Annotated in this window: 21 protein-coding genes and 1 pseudogene; 4 read left to right on the forward strand and 18 right to left on the reverse strand. The window is 70.6% G+C overall.

What is annotated here, in order from left to right; genetic code table 11:
- Positions 1–349, reverse strand: a pseudogene (locus GVY41_RS11625) (Rossmann-fold NAD(P)-binding domain-containing protein); the annotation flags it as partial.
- Positions 350–485: 136 nt separating this feature from the next.
- On the reverse strand, positions 486–1,082 hold the full coding sequence (locus tag GVY41_RS11630; RefSeq protein WP_161347081.1) for a LysE family translocator: 597 nt from the start codon (positions 1,080–1,082) through the stop codon (positions 486–488).
- A gap of 96 nt (positions 1,083–1,178) precedes the next feature.
- Between GVY41_RS11630 and GVY41_RS11635 the strand changes: the two genes are divergently transcribed.
- Positions 1,179–1,634 (forward strand): Lrp/AsnC family transcriptional regulator, encoded by a 456-nt coding sequence (locus tag GVY41_RS11635; RefSeq protein WP_161347079.1) that lies wholly within the window; start codon positions 1,179–1,181, stop codon positions 1,632–1,634.
- 21 nt (positions 1,635–1,655) lie between these two features.
- Here the strand turns inward: GVY41_RS11635 and GVY41_RS11640 are convergent, their stop codons facing one another.
- From GVY41_RS11640 to GVY41_RS11670, 7 genes are all read right to left on the reverse strand, one after another.
- Positions 1,656–2,810 carry an iron-containing alcohol dehydrogenase gene (locus GVY41_RS11640; RefSeq protein WP_161347077.1) on the reverse strand — a complete coding sequence of 385 codons (1,155 nt, stop codon included), beginning with the start codon at positions 2,808–2,810 and terminating at the stop codon, positions 1,656–1,658.
- Between the two features lie 136 nt (positions 2,811–2,946).
- The gene (locus GVY41_RS11645) at positions 2,947–4,053 is read right to left on the reverse strand and encodes a GGDEF domain-containing protein (RefSeq protein WP_229726040.1); all 1,107 of its coding nucleotides are present in this window, start codon (positions 4,051–4,053) and stop codon (positions 2,947–2,949) included.
- The gene (locus GVY41_RS11650) at positions 4,050–4,661 is read right to left on the reverse strand and encodes a heme NO-binding domain-containing protein (RefSeq protein WP_161347075.1); all 612 of its coding nucleotides are present in this window, start codon (positions 4,659–4,661) and stop codon (positions 4,050–4,052) included. Before GVY41_RS11650 ends, GVY41_RS11645 begins: the two co-directional genes overlap by 4 nt.
- 98 nt (positions 4,662–4,759) lie before the next feature.
- Positions 4,760–6,532, reverse strand: coding sequence for a DUF4153 domain-containing protein (locus GVY41_RS11655; protein ID WP_161347073.1), 1,773 nt, complete (start codon positions 6,530–6,532; stop codon positions 4,760–4,762).
- A 426-nt stretch (positions 6,533–6,958) separates the two neighbouring features.
- Positions 6,959–8,524: a trimethylamine methyltransferase family protein gene (locus GVY41_RS11660; RefSeq protein WP_161347071.1), complete on the reverse strand. Its 1,566-nt coding sequence runs from the start codon at positions 8,522–8,524 to the stop codon at positions 6,959–6,961.
- A 108-nt stretch (positions 8,525–8,632) separates the two neighbouring features.
- Positions 8,633–9,361, reverse strand: a complete 729-nt coding sequence (locus GVY41_RS11665) for an HAD family hydrolase (RefSeq protein WP_161347069.1) — start codon at positions 9,359–9,361, stop codon at positions 8,633–8,635.
- A 319-nt stretch (positions 9,362–9,680) separates the two neighbouring features.
- Entirely contained in the window at positions 9,681–9,974 is a 294-nt protein-coding gene (locus GVY41_RS11670) for a DUF3572 domain-containing protein (protein ID WP_161347067.1), read from the reverse strand.
- Between the two features lie 105 nt (positions 9,975–10,079).
- Here GVY41_RS11670 and GVY41_RS11675 point away from each other — a divergent pair, with 105 nt between their 5' ends.
- Positions 10,080–11,474, forward strand: coding sequence for a diguanylate cyclase (locus tag GVY41_RS11675; protein WP_161347065.1), 1,395 nt, complete (start codon positions 10,080–10,082; stop codon positions 11,472–11,474).
- A gap of 773 nt (positions 11,475–12,247) precedes the next feature.
- Here the strand turns inward: GVY41_RS11675 and GVY41_RS11680 are convergent.
- The 4 genes from GVY41_RS11680 to GVY41_RS11695 form a co-directional block, all read right to left on the reverse strand.
- On the reverse strand, positions 12,248–12,772 hold the full coding sequence (locus GVY41_RS11680; protein WP_161347062.1) for a periplasmic heavy metal sensor: 525 nt from the start codon (positions 12,770–12,772) through the stop codon (positions 12,248–12,250).
- 1 nt (position 12,773) lies between these two features.
- Positions 12,774–13,166 carry a hypothetical protein gene (locus GVY41_RS11685; protein WP_161347061.1) on the reverse strand — a complete coding sequence of 131 codons (393 nt, stop codon included), beginning with the start codon at positions 13,164–13,166 and terminating at the stop codon, positions 12,774–12,776.
- Entirely contained in the window at positions 13,153–13,740 is a 588-nt protein-coding gene (locus GVY41_RS11690) for an RNA polymerase sigma factor (protein WP_161347059.1), read from the reverse strand. Before GVY41_RS11690 ends, GVY41_RS11685 begins: the two co-directional genes overlap by 14 nt.
- Positions 13,741–13,851: 111 nt before the next feature.
- Positions 13,852–14,526 carry an EF-hand domain-containing protein gene (locus tag GVY41_RS11695; RefSeq protein WP_229726041.1) on the reverse strand — a complete coding sequence of 225 codons (675 nt, stop codon included), beginning with the start codon at positions 14,524–14,526 and terminating at the stop codon, positions 13,852–13,854.
- Between the two features lie 257 nt (positions 14,527–14,783).
- Here GVY41_RS11695 and GVY41_RS11700 point away from each other — a divergent pair, with 257 nt between their 5' ends.
- Together GVY41_RS11700 and GVY41_RS11705 are read left to right on the forward strand one after the other, a co-directional pair.
- Positions 14,784–15,248 carry a DUF983 domain-containing protein gene (locus GVY41_RS11700; RefSeq protein ID WP_161347057.1) on the forward strand — a complete coding sequence of 155 codons (465 nt, stop codon included), beginning with the start codon at positions 14,784–14,786 and terminating at the stop codon, positions 15,246–15,248.
- A gap of 4 nt (positions 15,249–15,252) precedes the next feature.
- Complete coding sequence (locus tag GVY41_RS11705) at positions 15,253–15,981, forward strand: NUDIX hydrolase (protein ID WP_161347055.1); 729 nt, start codon at positions 15,253–15,255, stop codon at positions 15,979–15,981.
- Here the strand turns inward: GVY41_RS11705 and GVY41_RS11710 are convergent.
- The 5 genes from GVY41_RS11710 to GVY41_RS11730 all read right to left on the reverse strand — a co-directional run bounded on the left by GVY41_RS11710 (position 15,978) and on the right by GVY41_RS11730 (position 20,144).
- Positions 15,978–16,874 (reverse strand): DMT family transporter, encoded by an 897-nt coding sequence (locus GVY41_RS11710; RefSeq protein ID WP_161347053.1) that lies wholly within the window; start codon positions 16,872–16,874, stop codon positions 15,978–15,980. The genes GVY41_RS11705 and GVY41_RS11710 overlap by 4 nt on opposite strands.
- Positions 16,875–16,877: 3 nt before the next feature.
- Entirely contained in the window at positions 16,878–17,735 is an 858-nt protein-coding gene (locus tag GVY41_RS11715) for a fatty acid desaturase (RefSeq protein ID WP_161347125.1), read from the reverse strand.
- Between the two features lie 192 nt (positions 17,736–17,927).
- Complete coding sequence (locus tag GVY41_RS11720; protein ID WP_161347051.1) at positions 17,928–18,458, reverse strand: lipocalin family protein; 531 nt, start codon at positions 18,456–18,458, stop codon at positions 17,928–17,930.
- On the reverse strand, positions 18,446–19,000 hold the full coding sequence (locus tag GVY41_RS11725) for a hypothetical protein (protein ID WP_161347049.1): 555 nt from the start codon (positions 18,998–19,000) through the stop codon (positions 18,446–18,448). The genes GVY41_RS11720 and GVY41_RS11725 overlap by 13 nt, the downstream gene beginning before the upstream one ends.
- Positions 19,001–19,103: 103 nt before the next feature.
- Positions 19,104–20,144, reverse strand: a complete 1,041-nt coding sequence (locus tag GVY41_RS11730; RefSeq protein WP_161347047.1) for an aldo/keto reductase — start codon at positions 20,142–20,144, stop codon at positions 19,104–19,106.
- Positions 20,145–20,242 lie beyond the last annotated feature (98 nt).

The raw sequence follows: 20,242 nt of genomic DNA on the forward strand, positions 1-20,242 counted from the left end.
GCCGCCGCGCCGCCAGCAGCAACATCAGCGCCGTATCGGCCACGTCATCGGTCAGCACATCAGGCGTGTTCGTCAGCCGAACCCCGGCACGCGTCAGCGCGGGGACGTCGATCGTGTCGTAGCCGACCGACCCGCAAGCGATGATCTTCAGCGCGGGGAGCTGCGCCAGCAGCGCCTCGCCCACAGTCACATGGCCGAAGGTGACCATCCCTTCGCAGCGCGGCCCCACCTCGGCCAGCATCGCGGCCTTGTCCTCGGCAAGATCGAGCCGGTGGAGCGTGTAGGCGTCCTCCAGCAGCGCCATCTGACGGGGACGGGTCGGGTGGGTCACAAGAACGTCGGGCTTCATGCGGGGGCGGTCCTTCGGAGGCGGGCCGCAGGTCAGCGCGGCGGTCGGTCGATGCCCCAGCATACCAGCTTGCCGCGCTGGCGAAACCCCGCCCCGGCCCGGGACCAGGACGCGGCGAAAGCGTCCGCGCCCGGCCTCAGATCGGGAGGAGCAGCGGATAGAGCGATGCGACCAGCAGGCCGGCCATCGTGAAGTTGAACACCCGAAGCCGCGCCCGGTTCGACAGCCACTGCCGGATCACCGTGCCAAGCCACGCCCAGACCGAGATCGCCGGGAAAGCGACGACCGCGAAGGCCCCCGCCACGATCGCAACCGACAGCAAGCCGCGGTCGGGCGCGTAGAGGGTGATGGCAGACAGGCACATGGCCCAAGCCTTGGGATTGACCCACTGGAACGCCGCCGCCTGCAGCAGGGTCATCGGGCGTGCATTCGCGGCGCGCTCTTCGGGCGGGGCGGATGTGGCGATCTTGAAGGCCAGCCACAGCAGATAGGCCACCGAAAGCCCCTTGAGCAGCAGGTTCAACGCCGGAACGGCTTCGAACGCCGCCATCAGCCCCACCCCCACCAGCAGCGCCATGGCCGACACGCCGCCGACGATGCCAAGCATATGCGGCAGCGTCCTGCGGAAGCCGAAATTCGCACCAGACGCCATGAGCATCAGGTTGTTCGGCCCCGGTGTCACCGTGGTGATGAAGGCGAAGCCCAGAAGGGCGGTCAGGACGGTGAGGCTCATGGGTCTTGCCTGTGCATGTGTTCCGCCGCAATGTTAGGGCTTCCACTGCGCAATTCTGCGTCGAAGATTGATCTGATCCCGGGAATGCCGCAACAAATGTCAAAGATCGACGCCATCGACCAGACTATATTGCGCATCCTTGCCCGCGAGGGGCGGATCAGCAATGTCGATCTGGCCGAAAGAGTTAACCTGTCGCCCTCCGCCTGCCTGCGCCGCGTGCAAGAGCTGGAGCGGGCCGGCGTCATCCGTGGCTACCGGGTCGTCACCGATGCCGAAAGGATGGGGCGCGGCTTCGTGGCCTATGTGATGGTGGGCCTTTCCCTGCACACCAAGGCCGCCCAGGAAGGCTTCGAGCGCGCCATGATGCTGGCGCCGGAGGTGGTTGAATGCCACAATATCGCCGGCGCGTTCGAATACCTGCTGCGCGTCGAATGCGCCAGCCTCGCCGACTACAAGCGCTTCCATACCGAGGTTCTGGGCACGCGCTCGCATGTCAGCGCGATCACATCCTATATCGTCATGGGCTCGCCCCGGGACGAGCGTGCCACCTGAGCCGGTCGGGCGGCCCGCCCCTCACCACGCCGCGCGGTAGATCGCCAGCGCATCCGCCTCGGCCACCGGGCGCGGGTTGTTCACCAGCAGCCGCTGCTGCTTCATCGCGTCAGCCGCCATCCGCGGCAGCGCGTCCTCGGGGATGCCGACATCGCGCAGCCGGGTCGGCATGTTCAGCCGCAGCGCCAGCTGCTCCAGCGCCTCGATGAAGGCGGCGCAGCGGCCCTGCGCGCCGACTTCGGCCAGCGCCGGGAAGGCATCGGCGGCAATCTCGGCATAGATCCCGCCCGCCACCGGCGCGTTGAAGCGCAGCACATGCGGCAGCACCAGCGCGTTCGACAGGCCATGCGGCACATGGAAGATCCCGCCGATCGGATAGGCCAGCGCATGGACCGCCGCCACCGGGCTGTTGGCGAAGGCCTGCCCGGCCAGCATCGACCCCAGCAGCATCGCCCCCCGCGCCGCGCGGTTGCCGCCCTCCGCCACCGCCGTCTCGATATGGGCCCCCAGCAGCCGCAGCGCCTCGCGCGCCAGCATCTTGCTCAGCGGGTTGTTGTTGGGGCTGGCCGAGGCATAGGCCTCGATGGCATGGACCATCGCATCCACCCCCGTGGCAGCGGTGATCGCTGGCGGCAGCCCCAGCGTCAGGTCGGCATCCAGCACCGCGATGTCCGGCAGGATCACCGGCGAGGACACGCCCCGCTTCTCCTCGGCCCCGACGGTGATGATCGACACCGGCGTCACCTCGGACCCGGTGCCGGCGGTCGTCGGCACCAGCACCAGCGGCAGGCGCGGGCCGCGGGCATTGCCGACGCCCCAGGCGCCTTCCAGATCCTCGCCCGACCCCAGCAGCAGCGCGGCGAGCTTGGCCACATCCAGCGAGGAGCCGCCGCCGAAGCCGACAACCCCGGTCGCGCCCAGGGCCTGCCCCGCCGCCACCGCCGCCATCAGCGTGGCCTGCGAGGGGTCGGCCTCCACCGCGTCGAACACCGCGACCTCGGCCGCCACCGACAGCGAGGCAATCGCCGGATCGCAGAGCCCCAGCTTGCGCAGCCCCGGATCGGTGACCAGCAGCACCCGCGGCCCCAGCAGCGCGCCGGCGACAGAGCCAAGCTCCGCCGCGGCCCCCGGGCGGAAGACCAGTGCCCTGGTGGTGGCAAAACCGAATGGGTCCATGTCGCGCTCCTCCTCTTGCTGTCGGCGCAGCTTGCCGTCTGTTCGGTGGCAACGCCAGAGCTGGCAGTTGGTGAGGTTAGGAGGTGAAGTTAATGTGCTTTATGAAGATCGTCCCGCAAAGCCATGTAGTCGCTTGCTAAATTCCACTCTCCACCCGCAGGACCGTCACCCCCGCCCGCCCCCTGTGCTTGGAGGCGTAAAGCGCGCGGTCGGCGTCGGCCAGCATCCGTTCGGGCGCGGGAACCGGGTAGTCCACCGACAGCACCACGCCGAGGCTGCCGGAGATGGTGGCGATGCCGCTGCCGACCGGCATCGGCGCTTCCAGACGGGCGATGATCCGCCGGCCGAGGGCTTCGATGGCGGCGGGGTCGGTCATGCCGCGCAGCACCAGCACGAATTCGTCGCCGCCGACGCGGGCGACCAGATCGTGCTTGCGCGTCTCCGCCTGCAGGATCCGCGCCACCTCGGTCAGCACCGCGTCACCGGCGGCATGGCCATGGGTGTCATTGACCTGCTTGAAGAAATCGAGGTCGAGATGCACCAGCGCGAAGGGCGCCGCCTCGTCGCGCCCGCCGCTTTGCACCGCGGACTCCAGCGCCAGTTCCAGCGCGCGGCGGTTGGCGAGGCCGGTCAACGGGTCAGTCAGCGCCTCGGCCACGGCGCTGCGATGCGCGCGTTCCAGCCGCAGGTTCAGGCCCCGCAACTCTCCCATCACCGCGCTTTTCGCCTCGATCAGGTAGAGCATTTCCACCGTCAGGTCGGTCGGCGCGAAATCGCTGTCGGTCAGGGCATGGTCGCGCACCGCCTCGGCCACGGTCAGGCCAAAGGACAGGTTCAGCAGAACCCCTCCCTCCTGCTCTGGCCCCACATCCGGCCCCACCTCTGGCCCGAGCGGCACCGCGATGCCGCGCAGGCCCGTGCGGGGCCGCGCGCGCAGGGCCAGATGCAGACGGCGCAGGCCATGGGCGCGCAGGTCGGCCATGCCGGTCATCCGCTGCGGGCGGGTGATCTCGATCAGGTCGAACAGCGACACGCCGGGGCGCAGGGCCCGGCCACAGACCTTGCGCAGCGTCGGCCCCGCGGCCTGGACCCGGCCGCTTGCGTCGAGCCACAGGAACATCGGCATCAGCACACCCAGCAGCTCGGGCAAGAGCCGCGAGGGATCGGGCAGCGCCGCCGGAGCCATGGCAGGCGCCGGAGCAAGGGCGGGGCCAAGGGCGGGGGTCGGCCGGGGCGCGGTCATGGCGCCACCCCGGCCGCCGGCAGGCCAAGCTGGAAGCGCCGCCCCTTGGCGAAGCGCGCCTGCAGCAGGTCGATATGGATGGCGCCCGATGCGTCCTGCCGCACATCCGGCAGCTCGATCAGCGCCAGCGCGCCGTAATCATCGGCCATGGCGCGCAGCACCCCGGCCAGCACCGGCGGCGCCAGCCGGGCCATCGCCGCGCCGGCAAGGCCGCCGCCCAGATGCAGCACGAACCGCCCGCCGGGTTCCGCCACCAGCCGCAGCGCCGGCAGGCCAAGGTCCGGCAGCGCCAGTTGCGCGCGGCCCTGCAGATCGTCGAGCGACTGCAGGAAGTCGGCATAGCCGACCCCGCCAAAGCGCAGAAGCCGCCGCAGGGGTTCGAGCGACACCAGATAGGTGCCCAGATCCTCCAGCAGCGCCTCGGGCGGTTTGACCAGCTGCTGCGCCGCCGCCGCCAGCACCGCCTCGGTCAGCGCGTCGTCGTATATCTGCATCGCCTCGAACCCGTCTGGCCCGATGCCCGCCCGCCGTGCCACCGCGTCCCACAGGTCCGGCCCATAGGTATCGCGCAAGAAACACTGGAGCGAACGGTTGACTAGACCGTGCATTCCGAAACCCCTTTTCCCACTGGCAGCAGGTTAGGCGCAGGGCGGTTTACAAAGCGCAAATCCGCGCCGGCCGTATCGGAACAGTTTGACCGGTCCGCTCAGGGCCAGGGCAGCAGCAGGACCTCGGCCGCGCCGATATGCAAAGCGGACACCGAGGCCGGGCCGATGCGGATATCGCCCGCGTGCAGGGCGGCGAACAGCGCCTCGGCCCCCGGATCTACCGCCGGGGCCACGAAGATCGCCGAGGCGCGATACTCGGTGCCGCGGGAGGAGACGAAGCCTTGCCGGATCACGCTGTCGCCACCGCCGTTGAGGAACAGCAGCGCCTCCTCACCGGGCGCGGCGGGCAGGAACTCGCCGATCACCAGCACGCAGCCGGGGAGGCCGGCGCCATCGGTGCGCGCGCAGGCCTCCATCCAGCCGTCGGTCTCCCATTGCTGCAGGCCGTCCAGCATCCAGTCCGGCAGCTCGCGGCCCTCGGGCAGGATGGTCAGGCTGCTGCGAAGTGCGTCCAGCGCCGGGGCGCCTGCGGGTTCGGAACTGGCGGCGTAGCGGCCCGTGGCCGCGTTCACCTCTGCCAGCCGCGCGTCCAGCGCCGCCTGATCGGGGTGGCCGGTGACGGCCCCAAGCTCGGCCAGCGCCGCGGCGCCAGGGCGTCCCCAGTCCCACCGCATCTCGTGCAGCGGCAGTTGCACCACCGGGATGCGGCCGTCCTGAAAGCGCGCGAGCTGGCTGCGGGCCGACAGTGCCTCGGCATTCAGGACCGGGGTCTGCCAGAGCGCCGCGGCCGCCATCACCACCAGAGCCATGGCGATGTTGGCCTGGCGGATGCGGTCCATCCAGGCCGCGCCAGAGAGGACCGAGGCCGCGTAGAGCAGCGCGTAGCCCATCACCACCAGCGCCGCGAGGCCGCCCGCCACCCGATCAGGCGTCAGCCCGTGCTGGCCGATGCGCAGCAGCACCGCCCAGACGGCGAGGCCCGCCAGCACCGGCAGCAGCAGGGCCATGGCGCGGGCAGCGCCGCGCATCAGCGGGGTATGCGCCGCCTCGGCCTCGGTCTGATCGACAACGATGGAGATCAGCGAGACCCCGCCCAGGGCGATGGCCATCAGCGTGGCGGCGGCAGAGAAGGTGCCGAAAAGCCCGCTGAGGCCGCGGAACGGCAGCGCCAGGGCGAAGATCACCATCACCACCAGCAAGGGCGGCAGCAGCAGGCGCAGGAGGCGCAGCACGAGGTAAGGCGAGACCAGCTCGGCCAGTTCGGACACGACCGCGAGGCCAAGGCCAAGCGCGGCCCCGGTGAGGAGCCACGGCACCAGTTCCACCTCCGAGATCAGCCAGTCGATGGCGGTGATCCCGACCAGCGAGAGCAGCGTGTCCGACAGGAACACCACCGCCCAGACCACGCCCGCGAACAGCCAGGCGGCGGCGTAGCGCACGACGATGTTCCAGGCGGCAAGGAACAGCGCCGGGTAGTCGCGCGAGCCGGCACCGATGCCGCGGGCGATCAGGAAGGGGACCGGGAGGGCGGCGAGCAGCAGCACGGCCAGCATCTGATGCGGGCTGCGTAGCATGTCCTCGACGCTGGCAAAGCGCAGGCTGGCCCAGAGCGCGAGGCCGGCGACAGGCAGCGCCACCAGCGCCGCCCCGGCCACGGCGGCCCGGGCGCGCATCTGCCCGGCCATCGCCAGCGCATCGGCAAAGAAGACCCCGGCCAGCACGGTCAGGACCAGATGCAGACGGGTGCCGCCCAGGTCCTCGGCCAGCACATCGGTCAGCAGCCAGCCGCAGAGGCCCGCCAGCGCGCCGAACCCTGCCAGCCGCAGCCGCTCGGGCGTGAAGCTGGTGCCGTTGATGGTGCTGTCACTCATGCTGGTCGCTCCTGCCTTGCGGGGGGCAGGCTATCCCCTTCGCCGGGCGGGGGCCAGTGGGCGTCTGGTTCGGCCCGGCATGGAAGGCCGACAGGTGCTTGGCCGCGAGCGGCCGAGGCAGTGTCTGCGATGTTCCAGGCCCCTTTTCCTTGCCCGGAACAAGGCGCTTCAGTGCCGCCGGGCAGCGCCAGTCCGCCCCCTCGGGCGGGCGCTACTCAACCGTTGCGCCTAGAACGCCGGTGGAAGTAGGCCGCGCCATAAAGTGCCTAGAACTGCGGTGGCTCGCCCACCCGGCGGACGGGCCCGGCCCTCTGACTGTGCAAGCCATGCAGCAGCTTTGCGTCCTGGAACCACATTCAACCCATCCCCCAAGCCTGCTCGCGTCTTTGGGCAGCCCCCCGGGTTGCCTCCTGTCCCACGCCCCCCTCAGAAATCCGTCGGCGCGCCGCCCTCGGCCTTCCGCCGGGCCACGAACTCCTTCAGCTCCTCATGCACGCCTGCATCCATCGGCGGCGGTTCGAACTCGGCGAGGATCGCCTTGAAGATCCGGTGCGCGCGCTCGGGTGTCTGCAGCGCGCCATCCTGCTGCCAGGCCTCGAAGTTGCGCCAGTCGCTGGCGATGGGGGCGTAGAAGGCGGTCGTGTAGCGTTCCTGCGTGTGCTGGCAGCCGAAGTAATGGCCCTCGGGGCCGACCTCGGCGATGGCCTCGATGGCGATATCCTCGGGCGTGGTTGCCCAGGTCGCGGGCTCCATGTAGCGCTGGATCATCTGCAGCACTTCGCAATCCATCACGAATTTCTCGGGGCTGGCGATCAGCCCGCCCTCCAGCCAGCCGGCCGCGTGATAGACCATGTGGGTGCCCGATTGCACCGCGGCCCAGAGGCTGTTCGACGTCTCCCACATCGCCTGCCCGTCGGGCACGTTGGCGGCGCAGACGCCCGAGGAGCGCAGCGGCAGCTTGTAGAAGCGCGCCATCTGCCCGGTCATCTGGGTGGCGCGCATGTATTCGGGGGTGCCGAAGGCCGGCGCGCCGGACTTCATGTCGACATTGGAGGTGAAGGTGCCGATCACGCAGGGCGCGCCCGGTGCTGCATACTGGATCAGCGCGATGGCCGACAGCGCCTCGGCAATCGACAGCGTCACCGCGCCCGACAGCGTCACCGGCGCCATCGCGCCTGCCAGCGTGAAGGGCGTCACGATCACCGCCTGCCCGGCGCGGGCGCAGCGCAGGGCGCCGTCGATCATCGGATGATCGTGCTTCAGCGGCGAGACCGAGTTGATGTTGGTGTACATATGCGGGCGGGCGCGGAACTCCTCCTCGGTCATCCCCCCGGCGATGCGCACCATCTGCATCGCATCCTCGATCCGTTCGGCCCCCAGCGAATAGGCGTGGACGACCTTGTCGGTCAGCACCAGCTTTTCATAGAGGCAGTCCAGATGCCGGACCGAGGCATGCACGTCCACCGGCTCCACCGGGTAGCCGCCCGCGAAATGGATGCAGTTGAAATACTGGGTCAGCTTCATGAAGCTGCGAAAGCCCTCCATGAAGCCCGGCACCTTGCCGGTTTCCAGATCCCAGTAGTTGGGCGGCGAGGAGACATTGCCGAACAGCAGCGCCTTGCCGCCGATGGGCAGGGCGCGGGCGGGGTTGCGCGGGGTGAGGGTGAACTGCTCGGGGCAGCGGCCCAGCATCTCCATCACGAAGGCCTCGTCCATGAAGACGGTGTTGCCCTCGACCTTGCAGCCCGCCTGCCGGAAGATCGCCAAGGCCTCGTCGTTCAGGAAGCGGATGCCGATGTCGCGCAGGATGCGCATGGCGCCGTTGTGGATCGCCAGCACGCCGTCCGGCCCCATCGGCTCGGTCGGGCGGTCATGGTTCTGCGGGATGCGCCAGGACATCTGCTCGATGGCATGGGTGCCCGCACGGCGGGCATGGCCGGCGCGCCCGCCTGCCCGTTTCCGCCTGCCCTCGTCTTCCGCTGCGACTGCCATGGCCCGCCCCTTTTGCTGCTGCGCCAGAATTGGGCGCGCGGGCGGGTCAGTTCGCGGCTTTGCGCGACATGGAGGTGTCGTTTTCGGGGTGCGGCCAGTGCCGGAGTGTCAGGCGGCGGTTTCCGCCACCCGGCCCAAGCCGCCGCGGGTGCTGAGCCAGCCCGGCAGATGGCCGATATCGGGCAGCACCACATCGGCATAGGGCTGCAGTTCCGCAGAGCCCGCGATGCCCGAGAGCACGGCGACCGCGGCCATGCCCGCCGCCCGCGCCGCATGCAGATCATGACGGCTGTCGCCGACCATCGCCACTTCGGCGGGGCGCAGGCCCATCTGTTCGGCAAAGGCCAGCAGCTGCCCCGGGCTCGGTTTCGCGCCATGGCCACTGTCGAAGCCGGCGATGAAATCGAACATCCCGAGCACGCCCGCGGTATCCAGATGCGCCCGCGCCGGGCCTTCGGCATCATTGGTGGCAACCCCCAGCCGCAGCCCCTGCCCGCGCAGCGCACCCAGCAGCGGCGCCAGCGGCACCGCCTCGGCCTGCGGGGCAACCGCCGCCAGCGCGTTCATCCGCGCGACCAGCGTCAGCGGGCTGGCGCCCGGCACATGCGGCAGCAGCGCCTCGGCAATCTCTCCCGGGGTTCCCGCGATGACGAGGCTGCTCTCCGCGAACCGGCTGCCGGCGAAATCGAAACCGATCGCCTCGCCCAGCCTCTCGGCCCGGGCGGTATCGCCCGCCGCCAGATCCAGCAGCAGGCTACGCGCCCAGGCGCTCCACGTCGCCTCGAAATCGAACAAGGTGCCATCCTTGTCGAAGATGATCGCTCGGATATCGGCCATGCGCTCTCCTGCTCCCGGAGTCCAAGACTGGCCGATCCGGGGCGCGATTGCAACGCAAAGGCGACGGGGACGGAGGCCGCTTCAAGAGACTTCCTTTGCCCGGAACAAGGCGCTTCAGCGCCGCCGGGCAGCGCCCGTCCGCCCCCTCGGGCGGGCGCTCCCCACGCTCGCCGCCTAGAACCACTGTGGGAGATGCCGCACCATAAGGTGCCTAGAACCGCCGTCGCTCGCCCACCCGGCGGACGGGCGCAGCCCTATGACTGTCTGCACATAAGCGATGACAGCCACACGGAAAAACCGCCCGCTCGCAGTCGCCCCCTCACGTCCAGTGCATCGCATCCCCGCCCGGCAGCGCCGCCCGCGCCCGCATCGGCGCGTCATAGCGCAGCCCGGCGGCATCGCAGAACCCGGTGATCCAGGCGTCGTCCATCAGCAGGAAGTCCAGCACCGATCCCAGGAAGTCCGGGTCCGCCGCCCGCGCGCGGACCTCATCGACGCCCGCCCCGGTGCTGCCCAGAAAGCTGCCGAACAGCTCGTCATCCGCCGCCAGCCAGCCAAGCGCCTGCACCGCCAGAACCTCGGCCGCGCCGCGTGTCATCATGCCTTCGGCCATGCCGTCCCTCCTGTCCTCACGGCCCCGTGTGATGGCCGGAAAGGAAATCTTAACCTTTGGAAACGAAGTATGGACATATCGGGGCGCAGGAAAGCGGAGACTGCGATGGCAGGCAAGATCCTGATCGTGGATGACGTAGCGACGAATCGTATCGTGCTGAAGGTGAAACTCGCCTCGGCCTGCTATGACACGCTGCAGGCGGCCACGGGGACCGAGGGGCTGCGGCTGGCCCGGTCCGAGCGGCCCGACCTGATCTTGCTCGACGTGCAACTGCCCGACATGGACGGCATCGCCGTCTGCACCGCGCTGAAGGCCGATCCGGCCACCCGCGCGATCCCTGTGGTGATGGTCTCCACCTTCCGCGATGCCGCCAGCAAGCTGCGCGCCCTGCAGGCCGGGGCCGAGGAGTTCCTGTCCAAGCCGCTGGACGAGGTGGTGCTGCTGGCCCGGATGCGCAGCCTGCTGCGGGCCCGCGAGACCGAGGAAGAGCTGCGCCTGCGCGACACCACCAGCCGCGAGCTTGGCTTTGCCGAGGTGGCCGATGGCTTCGACGCCCCCGCCACCATCGCGCTGGTCGCGGCGCGGCGGGAGACGGCGCTGGCCTGGAAGCACGACCTCATCCCGCATCTGCAGGACCGCCTGCTGGTGCTGGGGCGCGAGGATGTGCTGGCCGAAACCCAGCCCGGCGCCGGCCAGCCCAGCCCCGACCTGTTCCTGCTTGCGGCCGATCTTGCCCAACCCGGCGAGGGGCTGCGGCTGATGTCGGAACTGCGCTCGCGCAGCGCCACGCGCCATGCCGCGATCTGCATCGCGCTGCCACCGCTGGCGCCCGAGACCGCGGCGATGGCGCTGGATCTTGGCGCTTCGGACGTGATCGCCGCAACCGCCTGCCCGGCCGAGATCGCGCTGCGCCTGCGCAGCCAGATCCGCCGCAAGCGCCAGGCCGACCGGCTGCGCGCACAAGTGGCCGACGGGCTGCGCATGGCGGTGATCGACCCGCTGACCAGCCTTTACAACCGCCGCTACGCGCTGCCGCATCTGGCCCGCATCGCCGAGCGGGCCCGCCAGACCGGGCGGCATTTCGCGCTGATGCTGCTCGATCTCGACCGTTTCAAGCTGGTGAATGACGGCTGGGGCCATGCCGCCGGGGATGCGGTGCTGGTCGAGGTTGCCGAGCGGCTGCGCGGCAACCTGCGCCCCGTCGATCTGGTGGCGCGGCTCGGGGGCGAGGAGTTTCTGGTGGCCCTGCCCGACACACGGCTCGAGGATGCGCGCGAGGCCGCCGAACGCCTGCGCCGGGTGATCGAGGAACGCCCGATCACGCTGCCCTTCGGCCAGGGCGCAGTGCCGGTCACCGTCTCGATCGGCCTGGCCATCGGCGGCGGCCCGCGCAGCGCCCCCGCCCCGGTCGACGAGCTGATGTGCCGCGCCGACCACGCGCTGCTGGGGTCCAAGGCCGAGGGCCGCAACCTGGTGACGATCAGCCGCCCCGCGGCATAAGGGGCTGCGCCAACAGAACAGCCCCGCCCGCCCAGCGCGCCGCGCGTCCGGCGGGGGACGAGGGTACAGGGCTTGGAGGCGGGTCCCGCGCCCGTCCAGCACACCACAGCCGCGGCAGTGACCACTGCCAAGCTGCTCCGCCCTACGGGGTAAGGGGCCGCCCAGCGAGAGCAGTCCGCATGGCGTCGTCGCGCCGCCCCCAACCTCGAAGATGCCAAAGCGCGACGCAACCGATGCGTCCCGCCGGCGCCCGAGACGCACCGCAGGCCCGACAGGCAGGCCCCTCGCAACGACACTGCAGCGGTGACGGCCCAGTCACAGCGCCAGCCGGTGCCCTTGCACCGCCCCTGAACCGGCCCGATGCCAGAGAAGCGGCGCGCCGCGCGCGACCGCGCCTGCCTCTGAACACATGCCGCCCCCCAACGGCCCGCCGGCCTTTGCCTTGTCCAAGTATCCTGCGGCGAAGCCCGAAGGGCTTGGGGGCGCAAAGTCCCCCGGCGCACCGGCTATCTCGAGAGCAGTCGACAGCGCGAAGGGCTCTGGCCGTCGCCCTCAAGGTCGGCTCGCGCAACCCTATGCGCCCCCGGCCCGGCGCAAACCTGCAAGGCCGCGCGCCGCCCTGCCCAGCTGGACGGGTGCGTGGATGTGACAACCGCGCAGAGGCCTGCCTACCGCCCCCACCCCTCTCCTTGTGCAAATATCCTGCGGGGGGAGCCCGCAGGGCGTGGGGGGCGCAAAGCCCCCCTGCGCGGCCAGACGCGCGGCGCCGCGCGTCAGTCCTCGCGCTTCTCCGCGTCCGGCCGCCGCCCCCCATGCCCGGGCGGGCGGGACAGCACCCGTTCCAGCCGGTCCGCAAAGGCGGCGCGTTCGGCCGCAGTCATCGCCCCCAGCCGCTCCACCAGCAGATCCTGCCCCAGCTCGAACCCCTGCCGCGCCCGGTCGCGTTGCGCAGCGATCACCGCGGCGGCGGCGGCGGCGTCATAGGGTTCGGTGCGCAGGATCGCCAGCAGCCGGTCGAAATCGCCGCGCATCACCCGGCGCAGGTCGCGGAAATCCGGCGCCCGCTCGACAAAGGCGCTGCGCAGGGCGCGGCGGTCCTCGGCGCTCAGCGCGTCGGTATAGGGCCCAAAGCCAAGGTCGCTGACCATCGGCGGGCGCGGCGGTTTCTTGGAGTGCCCCAGCACAGCGCCCGCGACCATGCCCACCCCGGCAAGGTTCAGCGCCAGCGACAGCACCAGCACGATGCGCATCCAGCGCGGGCTGCGCGGAGCAGCGGCGGGTTGGCTCGGTGTGGTCATCTCAGCCCTCCGTTTCCAGCGCCGCCAGCGCGAAGCTGTCGAAATCCGGGATCAGTTCCAATGTGATGGCCGCCTCGTCCGAAGCGGCCAGAAACGCGGTCAGCGTGCCAGAGCCCTGCACCCCGGCGAAGCCCAGCCAGACCCCGGCAATGGTTGCGGTAGCCAGTCCGCCGGCGCCGCCCCAGCCGCCCAGGGCGGACAGAACCCCGGCCCAGATCCCCTGCCGCGGCGGCGGCGCTGGCGCAATCCGCCCGGCCTGCACCGCTTCGGCCTCGGCAAGAACCCGCGCCAGAAACGCTGCCGAAGGCTCGGCCGCAGCGGCTCGGCCGGCGCTGAAGAAGGCCTCCAGTTCCATGTCGGTCTCGGTCATCTTGTGCGGATCAGCCATTGTCATACCCCAATTCCTCGCGCCGCCCCCCCAGGGCCGCGGTCAAGGCGCGTTTGCCCCGCGCCGTCAGGCTTTCGACCGCTTCGACGCCGATCTCCATGATCTCGGCGATCTCGGGGTTGGTCAGCCCCTCGAGGTGCCGCAGCACCACCGCCTGCCTTTGCCGGTCCGGCAGCGCGGCCAGTGCCGCCTCCAGCGCAGTGGCCCGGTCCGCCTCGATCAGCCCGGCCACCGCGCCCGGCCGCCCGTCCTCGGGCTCGGCCACCGCATCGAGCGCGACAGACCGCCCGCGGCGGCGCAGACGGTCGGTGCAGAGGTTCGACGTGACCCGGTAGAGCCAGGTGGAGACCTTCGCCTCGCCCTGCCGCCAGTCAGGCGCCACCCGCCACAACCGCAGCATCGCCTCTTGCGCCACATCCTCGGCCTCGGTCCGCTCGCCCAGCATCCGCGCCGCAAGCCGCAGCGCCATCGGCGCCAGCCGCAGGGTCAGCGCCCGCGCGGCCTCGGGATCCCCGTTGGCATAGAGCACCAACAGGGCCTCGTCGGGAACGTCGCTGCGCAGATCGAGGGCCATGTTCATGGGTCCGGGGTATACTCAGGTCGCGTCCGGTGCAATCGCTGCCCCGTCCGCACGGCGCTGCGGGTCGGGGGAACGGGGCGCCGAAGCGCCCCGCCCTCTGTCAGGCGCGGATCAGTTCGCCGGAGCCGGGGCCAGTGCAGCGTCGGGGGCGACCGGAGGCACTACACCCGGCGCTGCGCCGGGACCACCTTGGCCGCCCATGCCGTGCGGGCCACGATGCTCGCGCTCGCCACCGCGCTCGCCGCGACGCTCGTCACGGTCCTTGCCGCGCTCACCGCCCCGCTTCATCCGGTCAGCCATGCGCGCCTTGGCGGCCTCGAACTCCTCGGCGCTCACCGCGCCGTCGCCATTGGTATCGGCCCGGGCGAACATCTGCATCGGCATCGGCGGCGCCATCAGCTCGGCCGCCGACAGCGCGCCGTCGCCGTCCAGATCCTGCGCCGCGATCTGCCGCGCCACCCGTGCCTCGGCCCGGACCTGCGCCTGCGCCATCTCATGCGCGACCAGTTCCTCGGCGCTCAGCAGCCCGTCGCCATTGGCGTCGAGGCCTTCGACCTTGCCCTGGCGCCAGGCCAGGATCTCGGCCTCGGTCACGGAGCCATCGCCATCGGCATCGAGCGTGGCAAAGTCCGGCATCATGCCTTGCGGGCCGTCTTGCCCCATCATGCCGCCCATCATGCCATGCATGCGGCCCTGCATCATGCCGCGATCGGCAAAGGCCGGGACCGCAATCGCGGTGGTGCCAAGCGCCACGGCCAGGACGGCCATCACTGTTCTGGATTTCATATCGTGCTCTCCTCGGGTGGGGGGCGCGTCTTGCCCTTCGATACCCTGTGAAACGGAGGAGGCGTGCGGTTCCGTCGTCACGGCTGCGTGAGGGGCGCCGTCTGCGGGACCGGACCCGCCCGAAAGGCCTCTGCGCGGGCCAAAACCGGCAAGAAAAGGCACATTCTTGCGACATCTTCGCACAAGCCCTCTGTTCCCGCTTCCGCGCCCCCATGTTTCTTGGGATAAACGCGAGCGCCAACAGGAATGCCCCTCCCATGCCCCAGACTGCACAACAGACCGCCAGACAGACTGCCCCACAGAAGTCTCTAGAAATCGACCCGGCCCTGACCCCACACGCCGAGGATGAAGCCGATCGCCCGCTTGGCCCGGCGCTCAAGCGGGGCTGGAAGCAGCGTTGCCCCAATTGCGGGTCAGGCCCGCTGATGTCGGGCTACCTCAAGGTGCGCGACACCTGCCCGGTCTGCAGCGAGCCCTTGCACCACCAGCGCGCCGATGACGGGCCGGCCTACCTGACCATCCTGATCGTCGGGCACATCATGGCGCCGGTGATCCTCTGGGCCTTCGTTGCCTTCCGGCCCGATCCGCTGGTGATGGCCTCGGTGTTCTCGGTCGGAACGGTGGCGCTGTCGCTGTTCCTGCTGCCGCGGCTGAAGGGCGCGATGGTCGGCTTCCAATGGGCCAAGCGGATGCATGGCTTCGGCGCCCCGGCGAGCGGCTGAGACGATGAGCACGCCCCGCCCCGCAGCACCCCACCCCGACCTGGCGAAACGCGACCTGCCGATCCGCGATGCCGCGACCGTGCTGCTGCTGCGGCAGGGCGCGGCCGGGCCGGCGGTGCTGATGGGCCAGCGCGGGGCGGCGGCGGCGTTCATGCCGTCGAAATTCGTGTTCCCGGGCGGCGCGGTCGATGCCGGCGACGGCGACCTGCCCTTTGCAGCACCGCTGAACGAGAGCTGCGCCGCACGGCTGGCGGAGGGCACCTGCCCGCCCGCGGCCCTCGCCGGTGCCGCGATCCGCGAGCTGTGGGAGGAGACGGGCCTGCGCCTTGGCCGTCCCGGCACCTGGCCCGCCAGCACCGGCGCAGACCCGGCCGACTGGGCGGGCTTTGCCGAGACGGGGCTCGTGCCCGACGCCTCGCCCCTGCATTTCGTGTTCCGCGCCATCACCCCGCCGGGCCGCCCGCGCCGCTTCGATGCGCGGTTCTTTCTGGCCAGCGCAGATGCAGTCTGCGGCGATCCCGACGATTTCGGCCGCGCCACTGATGAGCTGTCGTTCCTGCATTGGGTGCCGCTGGCCGAGGCGCGCAAGCTCGACCTGCCCTTCATCACCGAGGTGGTGCTGGCCGAGGTCGCCGCGCTTTGCGCCGAGGGGCTGCATCAGCCGGAAACCGTGCCGTTCTTCGACAATTCCGGCCCCGTTTCCACCTTCCGGCGGATCGGCGCGGCGGCTTAACGCAGCAGCAGCACCAGCGCGATCACGCTGCCGATGACCAGCGCGATGCCCGCGCCCTCGCGCAGGGTCAGCTTCTCGCGGAACACCAGCACCGAGACCAGCAGCGTGAACACGATCTCCACCTGCCCCACCGCCCGCACATAGGCGGCGTTCTGCAGCGAGAAGGCGGTGAACCAGCCGAGCGAACCCAGCATCCCCGTCACCCCCACCCAGACCGTGCGCCGCCAGGCGGCAACGACGCGGGGCAGCTCGCCGGGCTCGCGCCAGATCAGCCAGGCGGCCATGCCGAGGCTTTGGGCAAAGGTCACGCAGGCCAGCGTCACCACCGCGCGGGTGAAGAAGGCGGCCGGCGCCAGCTCCAGCGTCGCGCCGCGGTAGCCGATGGCCGACAGGCCGAACAGGCCCCCCGCCGCCACGCCGTAGAGCGTGGCGCGCGACAGCATCCCGCCCTTGGCCACGCCGCTCTGCCAGCTCAGCAGCAGCACGCCCCCCAGCCCGGCAAGGATCGCGCCCCAGCCCGGCAGGCTGACCGCCTCGCCCAGCAGCAACGCCGAGAAGGCGGCGACCTGCACGGTTTCCGTCTTGGTGAACACCACCCCCACGGCGAAATTCCGCAACCCGAACAGCGCCACGGTCATGTAGGTCGCCGCCACCTGCGCTGCGCCGCCCGCCAGCGCGAAGGCCCAGAACTTGCCCGTCAGCGGCGGAATCGCCGCGCCGGTCGCCAGCAGCGTCACCGCTGCCGCCAGCGCCGCCAGCGGCGCGCCGAACAGGAAGCGGCTGAAAGTCGCGCCGCCCACCGACAGCCCGGCGCCCTGCAGGCGCTTTTGCAACATGAAGCGCAGCGTCTGCACCGCGGCAGCCGCGAGCGTGATCGGAATCCAGAGGGTCATGGTCTACTTGCGCGGCATCATCTGCGGATGCGGCACCGGGTCTTTCGCCCGCCAGAAATGCTTGGCGAACACCTCGGCGTAGGAGGCATAGCGGTAGCCGTCATTCTTGGTCAGGTAGAAGTCGCGCCGCGCGGCATAGACGGCGGGCAGTCGATACCACGTCACCTTGGGATGGGTGTGGTGGACGACATGCAGGTTGTTGTTCAGGAACAGGAAGGCCAGCGGCCCCCTGTCCTCGACAATCACCGTGCGGCCGCGGGCGCGTTCATGCGCCCGATGCTCCAGAAAGGTGCGGATCTTCAACACCGACAGCGCGGCGTAGACGGCCAGCAGATAGGCCCAGACCGGCATCGCGGCCACGGCCAGCAGCCAGAGCAGCACCAGCGCCACGCCGCCCAGATGCAGCAGCCAGTCGGTGCGGACCCTGCTGTCGCCCGCCATGATCGCGCGCCAGTCCCCCCGCAGGAACACCCACGCGCCGATGGCCGGGCCAAGAGCCATCCGACCCAGCAGCGAATTGTTCAGCCGCAGCAGCTTTTGCGCGGGCCGCGGCAGCCGCTCCCACACTGCCGGGTCGAGGTAGTTGGATTCGGGGTCGTCATAGGGGTCGGTCAGCCGCTCGTCCTGATGATGCGCAAGGTGGGTGTCGCGGAAGCGGCGGTAGGGGTAGAGGATGCCCAAGGCCGGGAACACCGTCGCATCGCTGGCGGCGGCATTGGCGAAGGGGTGGCCATGCAGCACCTCATGCTGCAGCGAGGAATGCAGCACGATCGCCAGCACCGTCAGCGCAAAGCCGAGCGGCCCCCACAGATCCCAGGCGAGGGTGGTGCCCGCCGCCCATGTGGCATAGCAGCCCGCCATCAGCGCCAGCGTCGGCCATTCGATCCCCGTCCTGTCGTCCCGCACCTTTTGTCCCCATTGCCAAGGGGCGTTGCCGCGCCCCGCTGTCCTGCGCGAGTAGAAGCACCCCTTTTGGCGATCTGGCAAGTCCAGTGAACGGGCGCGGCCCGGCCGACCCCAGCCTGGCCGGCGAATTGCCCGCATCGGTGGCACTCAGCGCGGGCGCAGGCGCTCCAGCGCATAGCCGTTGAAATCCAGCACCTCGCGGGCAGCGGTGTAGAGATCGCCCCGCGCGGCCGGTTCGCGCGACAGCATCATCCCGAACCGGCCCGAGGGCGTGCCGAGGGCCGCCACCCGGTAATCGGCGTCGATCCACAGCACCCAGAGCGGCTCACCGCCCAGATCGGGCCGGGTGTTTCCGGCCGACAGGTCGATGCGCCCCGGCCCGACCACGGCGGCGGTTCCGGCAAAGCCCGTGCGCCCGCGTGGCCCGCAGGCGGCGCCCGAGACCGCAAACCGGCCCGGCGCGGTCAGCCGCCAATCCTCGCGGGTGATGCCGCAGCCGGATGCGCCCGGGGCCGGGAAATCCGCCACCACGTGCCAGGGCCCGGCAAAGCGCGCCGGGTCGAACAGTGCCGCCGAGGCGATCATCGCGCCGGGGTCGCGGCTGCCGGGGCCCGGCCCCGGGGCGGCGCAACCGGCCAGCAGCAGGGCCAGCGCGGCGCGCAGGATCACTCGATGCATTGCGTCACCCTTTGCCCCCGGTCGGTCAGCACCTCATGGCAGCCGAACAGCGGCTGCAGCGGCGCGCAACTGAGCGAGCGGGCAAGGCAGGCACTGCTGCAATCGCCGGACTTGTTGCAGGACTTCCCGGCATCGCGGGGGGTGGTGAAGCAGGCATAGATGTTGCGGCCGGTGCCGCGCGAGGCATAGCGCCCGCCGATCTTGGCGCAGGCGGCAGCCGCCGCACTCAGCGCGGGCGGGATGACAGGCGCAGGCTCGGGCATGGCGATCTGTGCGGCGGGGTCGGCCGCTGCAGTGTCCGCGGCGGGCTCAATCGTCACCGGCTGTGCGACCTCGGCCGCCGCTTCCGCCGCTTCCGCCGCGGGCGCAAGAGCAATGCCCGCCTCTGGCAATACAGAGGTCTCGATCACCTCCCCGGCAATCGCGCTGGCCGGCGGTGCAGAGCCGGCGCCCCCCCGCCCCGGCAGCGACAGCCCGCAGCCGGCCAAGGCCAGAAGCAGCAGCCCGGCAGCAAGCCCTTTGGCGGCAGAGGCAATCGGCACCGGCACTCCTCTCTGACCCCACGGGGCCCGCTATCTTCTGCGCCGAGGCAAGCGCATCCCATGCCCCGGCGCAAGGGCTCATCCGCGCCCCCGGCGCAAGCGCTCAATACGGCATCGGGTGGGCCTTGTGGATCCGGTCGATGGCGGTCAGCAGTTCCGGCGCGAGTTTCAGATCGGCCGCACCGAGCACGCGTTCCAGCTGCGCCTCGGTCGTGGCGCCGATGATCGGCACCACCGGGAACGGCCGGCCCATCACCCAGGCCACCGCCATCTGCACCGGGTCCAGCCCCTGCACCGCCGCCAGATCGACATAGGCCGCCACCGCCTCCCAGACCCGCGGCGTGATCCGCCCGCCCAGATCGCCATTGCGCGCGCGGCGCGAGCCTTCGGGGGTGACGTCGGGCGCGTATTTTCCGCTCAGCAGGCCGGTCGCCAGCGGCGAATAGGCCAGCAGCGTCACCGCCTCGTTCACCCCCAGTTCGGCCATGTCGCCATCATAGAGCCGGCACAGCAGCGAGTATTCGTTCTGCACCGCCAGCGCCCGGGGGCCGCCGCCAGCCTCCGCCAGCCGCAGCCATTCCGCCATGCCCCACGCGCTCTCGTTCGACAGGCCAAAGGCGCGGATCTTGCCCTCGGCCTTCAGCTCGGCCAGCGTGCCGAGGCAATCCTGCATGTGCTGGCGCGTTGCCCCGCGGTCCTGCTTGCTGGCATCAAAGCCCCAGATCTGGCGGAAGTGATAGCTGCCGCGGTTCGGCCAGTGGAACTGGTAGAGGTCGACATAATCGGTGCGCAGCCGGGCCAGCGAAGCCTCCAGCGCGCGGCGGATCGAGTCCGGCGTGATCGCCTCCCCCTCCCGCGCCTTGCCGCCCTTGCCCGAGATCTTGGTGGCCAGCACCACATCGCTGCGCCGCCCGCGCGCGGCGAACCAGCTGCCGATGATCGCCTCGGTATCGCCGATGGTCTCCACCGAGACAGGGTTCACCGGATACATCTCGGCCGTGTCCCAGAAATCCACCCCGTGATCCAGCGCCATGTCCATCTGCGCCTGGCCGCCGGCTTCATCGGTCTGGGTGCCGAAGGTCATCGTGCCAAGGCAGAGGGCCGAAACGGAAATGTCACTGTCGCCAAGTTTCATGCGCTTCATGGGAGTCTCCGGGGATCGGGGCAAGGGATTCGGGGCGGCCAGGGTCGCGCTCCGGCACTGGGGGATCGGTAAACCGCCGGGCGTGGACAGGCAAGGCG

Source organism: Frigidibacter albus (genome assembly GCF_009908165.1).
In the GTDB taxonomy this organism is placed as follows: Bacteria; Pseudomonadota; Alphaproteobacteria; order Rhodobacterales; family Rhodobacteraceae; genus Frigidibacter; species Frigidibacter albus.

Coding starts and splice junctions, on each gene's coding strand:
- GVY41_RS11630 (WP_161347081.1), bottom strand. CDS start 1,082: ATGAGCCTCACCGTCCTGACCGCCCTTCTGGGCTTCGCCTTCATCACC.
- GVY41_RS11635 (WP_161347079.1), top strand. CDS start 1,179: ATGTCAAAGATCGACGCCATCGACCAGACTATATTGCGCATCCTTGCC.
- GVY41_RS11640 (WP_161347077.1), bottom strand. CDS start 2,810: ATGGACCCATTCGGTTTTGCCACCACCAGGGCACTGGTCTTCCGCCCG.
- GVY41_RS11645 (WP_229726040.1), bottom strand. CDS start 4,053: ATGACCGCGCCCCGGCCGACCCCCGCCCTTGGCCCCGCCCTTGCTCCG.
- GVY41_RS11650 (WP_161347075.1), bottom strand. CDS start 4,661: ATGCACGGTCTAGTCAACCGTTCGCTCCAGTGTTTCTTGCGCGATACC.
- GVY41_RS11655 (WP_161347073.1), bottom strand. CDS start 6,532: ATGAGTGACAGCACCATCAACGGCACCAGCTTCACGCCCGAGCGGCTG.
- GVY41_RS11660 (WP_161347071.1), bottom strand. CDS start 8,524: ATGGCAGTCGCAGCGGAAGACGAGGGCAGGCGGAAACGGGCAGGCGGG.
- GVY41_RS11665 (WP_161347069.1), bottom strand. CDS start 9,361: ATGGCCGATATCCGAGCGATCATCTTCGACAAGGATGGCACCTTGTTC.
- GVY41_RS11670 (WP_161347067.1), bottom strand. CDS start 9,974: ATGGCCGAAGGCATGATGACACGCGGCGCGGCCGAGGTTCTGGCGGTG.
- GVY41_RS11675 (WP_161347065.1), top strand. CDS start 10,080: ATGGCAGGCAAGATCCTGATCGTGGATGACGTAGCGACGAATCGTATC.
- GVY41_RS11680 (WP_161347062.1), bottom strand. CDS start 12,772: ATGACCACACCGAGCCAACCCGCCGCTGCTCCGCGCAGCCCGCGCTGG.
- GVY41_RS11685 (WP_161347061.1), bottom strand. CDS start 13,166: ATGACAATGGCTGATCCGCACAAGATGACCGAGACCGACATGGAACTG.
- GVY41_RS11690 (WP_161347059.1), bottom strand. CDS start 13,740: ATGAACATGGCCCTCGATCTGCGCAGCGACGTTCCCGACGAGGCCCTG.
- GVY41_RS11695 (WP_229726041.1), bottom strand. CDS start 14,526: ATGAAATCCAGAACAGTGATGGCCGTCCTGGCCGTGGCGCTTGGCACC.
- GVY41_RS11700 (WP_161347057.1), top strand. CDS start 14,784: ATGCCCCAGACTGCACAACAGACCGCCAGACAGACTGCCCCACAGAAG.
- GVY41_RS11705 (WP_161347055.1), top strand. CDS start 15,253: ATGAGCACGCCCCGCCCCGCAGCACCCCACCCCGACCTGGCGAAACGC.
- GVY41_RS11710 (WP_161347053.1), bottom strand. CDS start 16,874: ATGACCCTCTGGATTCCGATCACGCTCGCGGCTGCCGCGGTGCAGACG.
- GVY41_RS11715 (WP_161347125.1), bottom strand. CDS start 17,735: ATGGCGGGCTGCTATGCCACATGGGCGGCGGGCACCACCCTCGCCTGG.
- GVY41_RS11720 (WP_161347051.1), bottom strand. CDS start 18,458: ATGCATCGAGTGATCCTGCGCGCCGCGCTGGCCCTGCTGCTGGCCGGT.
- GVY41_RS11730 (WP_161347047.1), bottom strand. CDS start 20,144: ATGAAGCGCATGAAACTTGGCGACAGTGACATTTCCGTTTCGGCCCTC.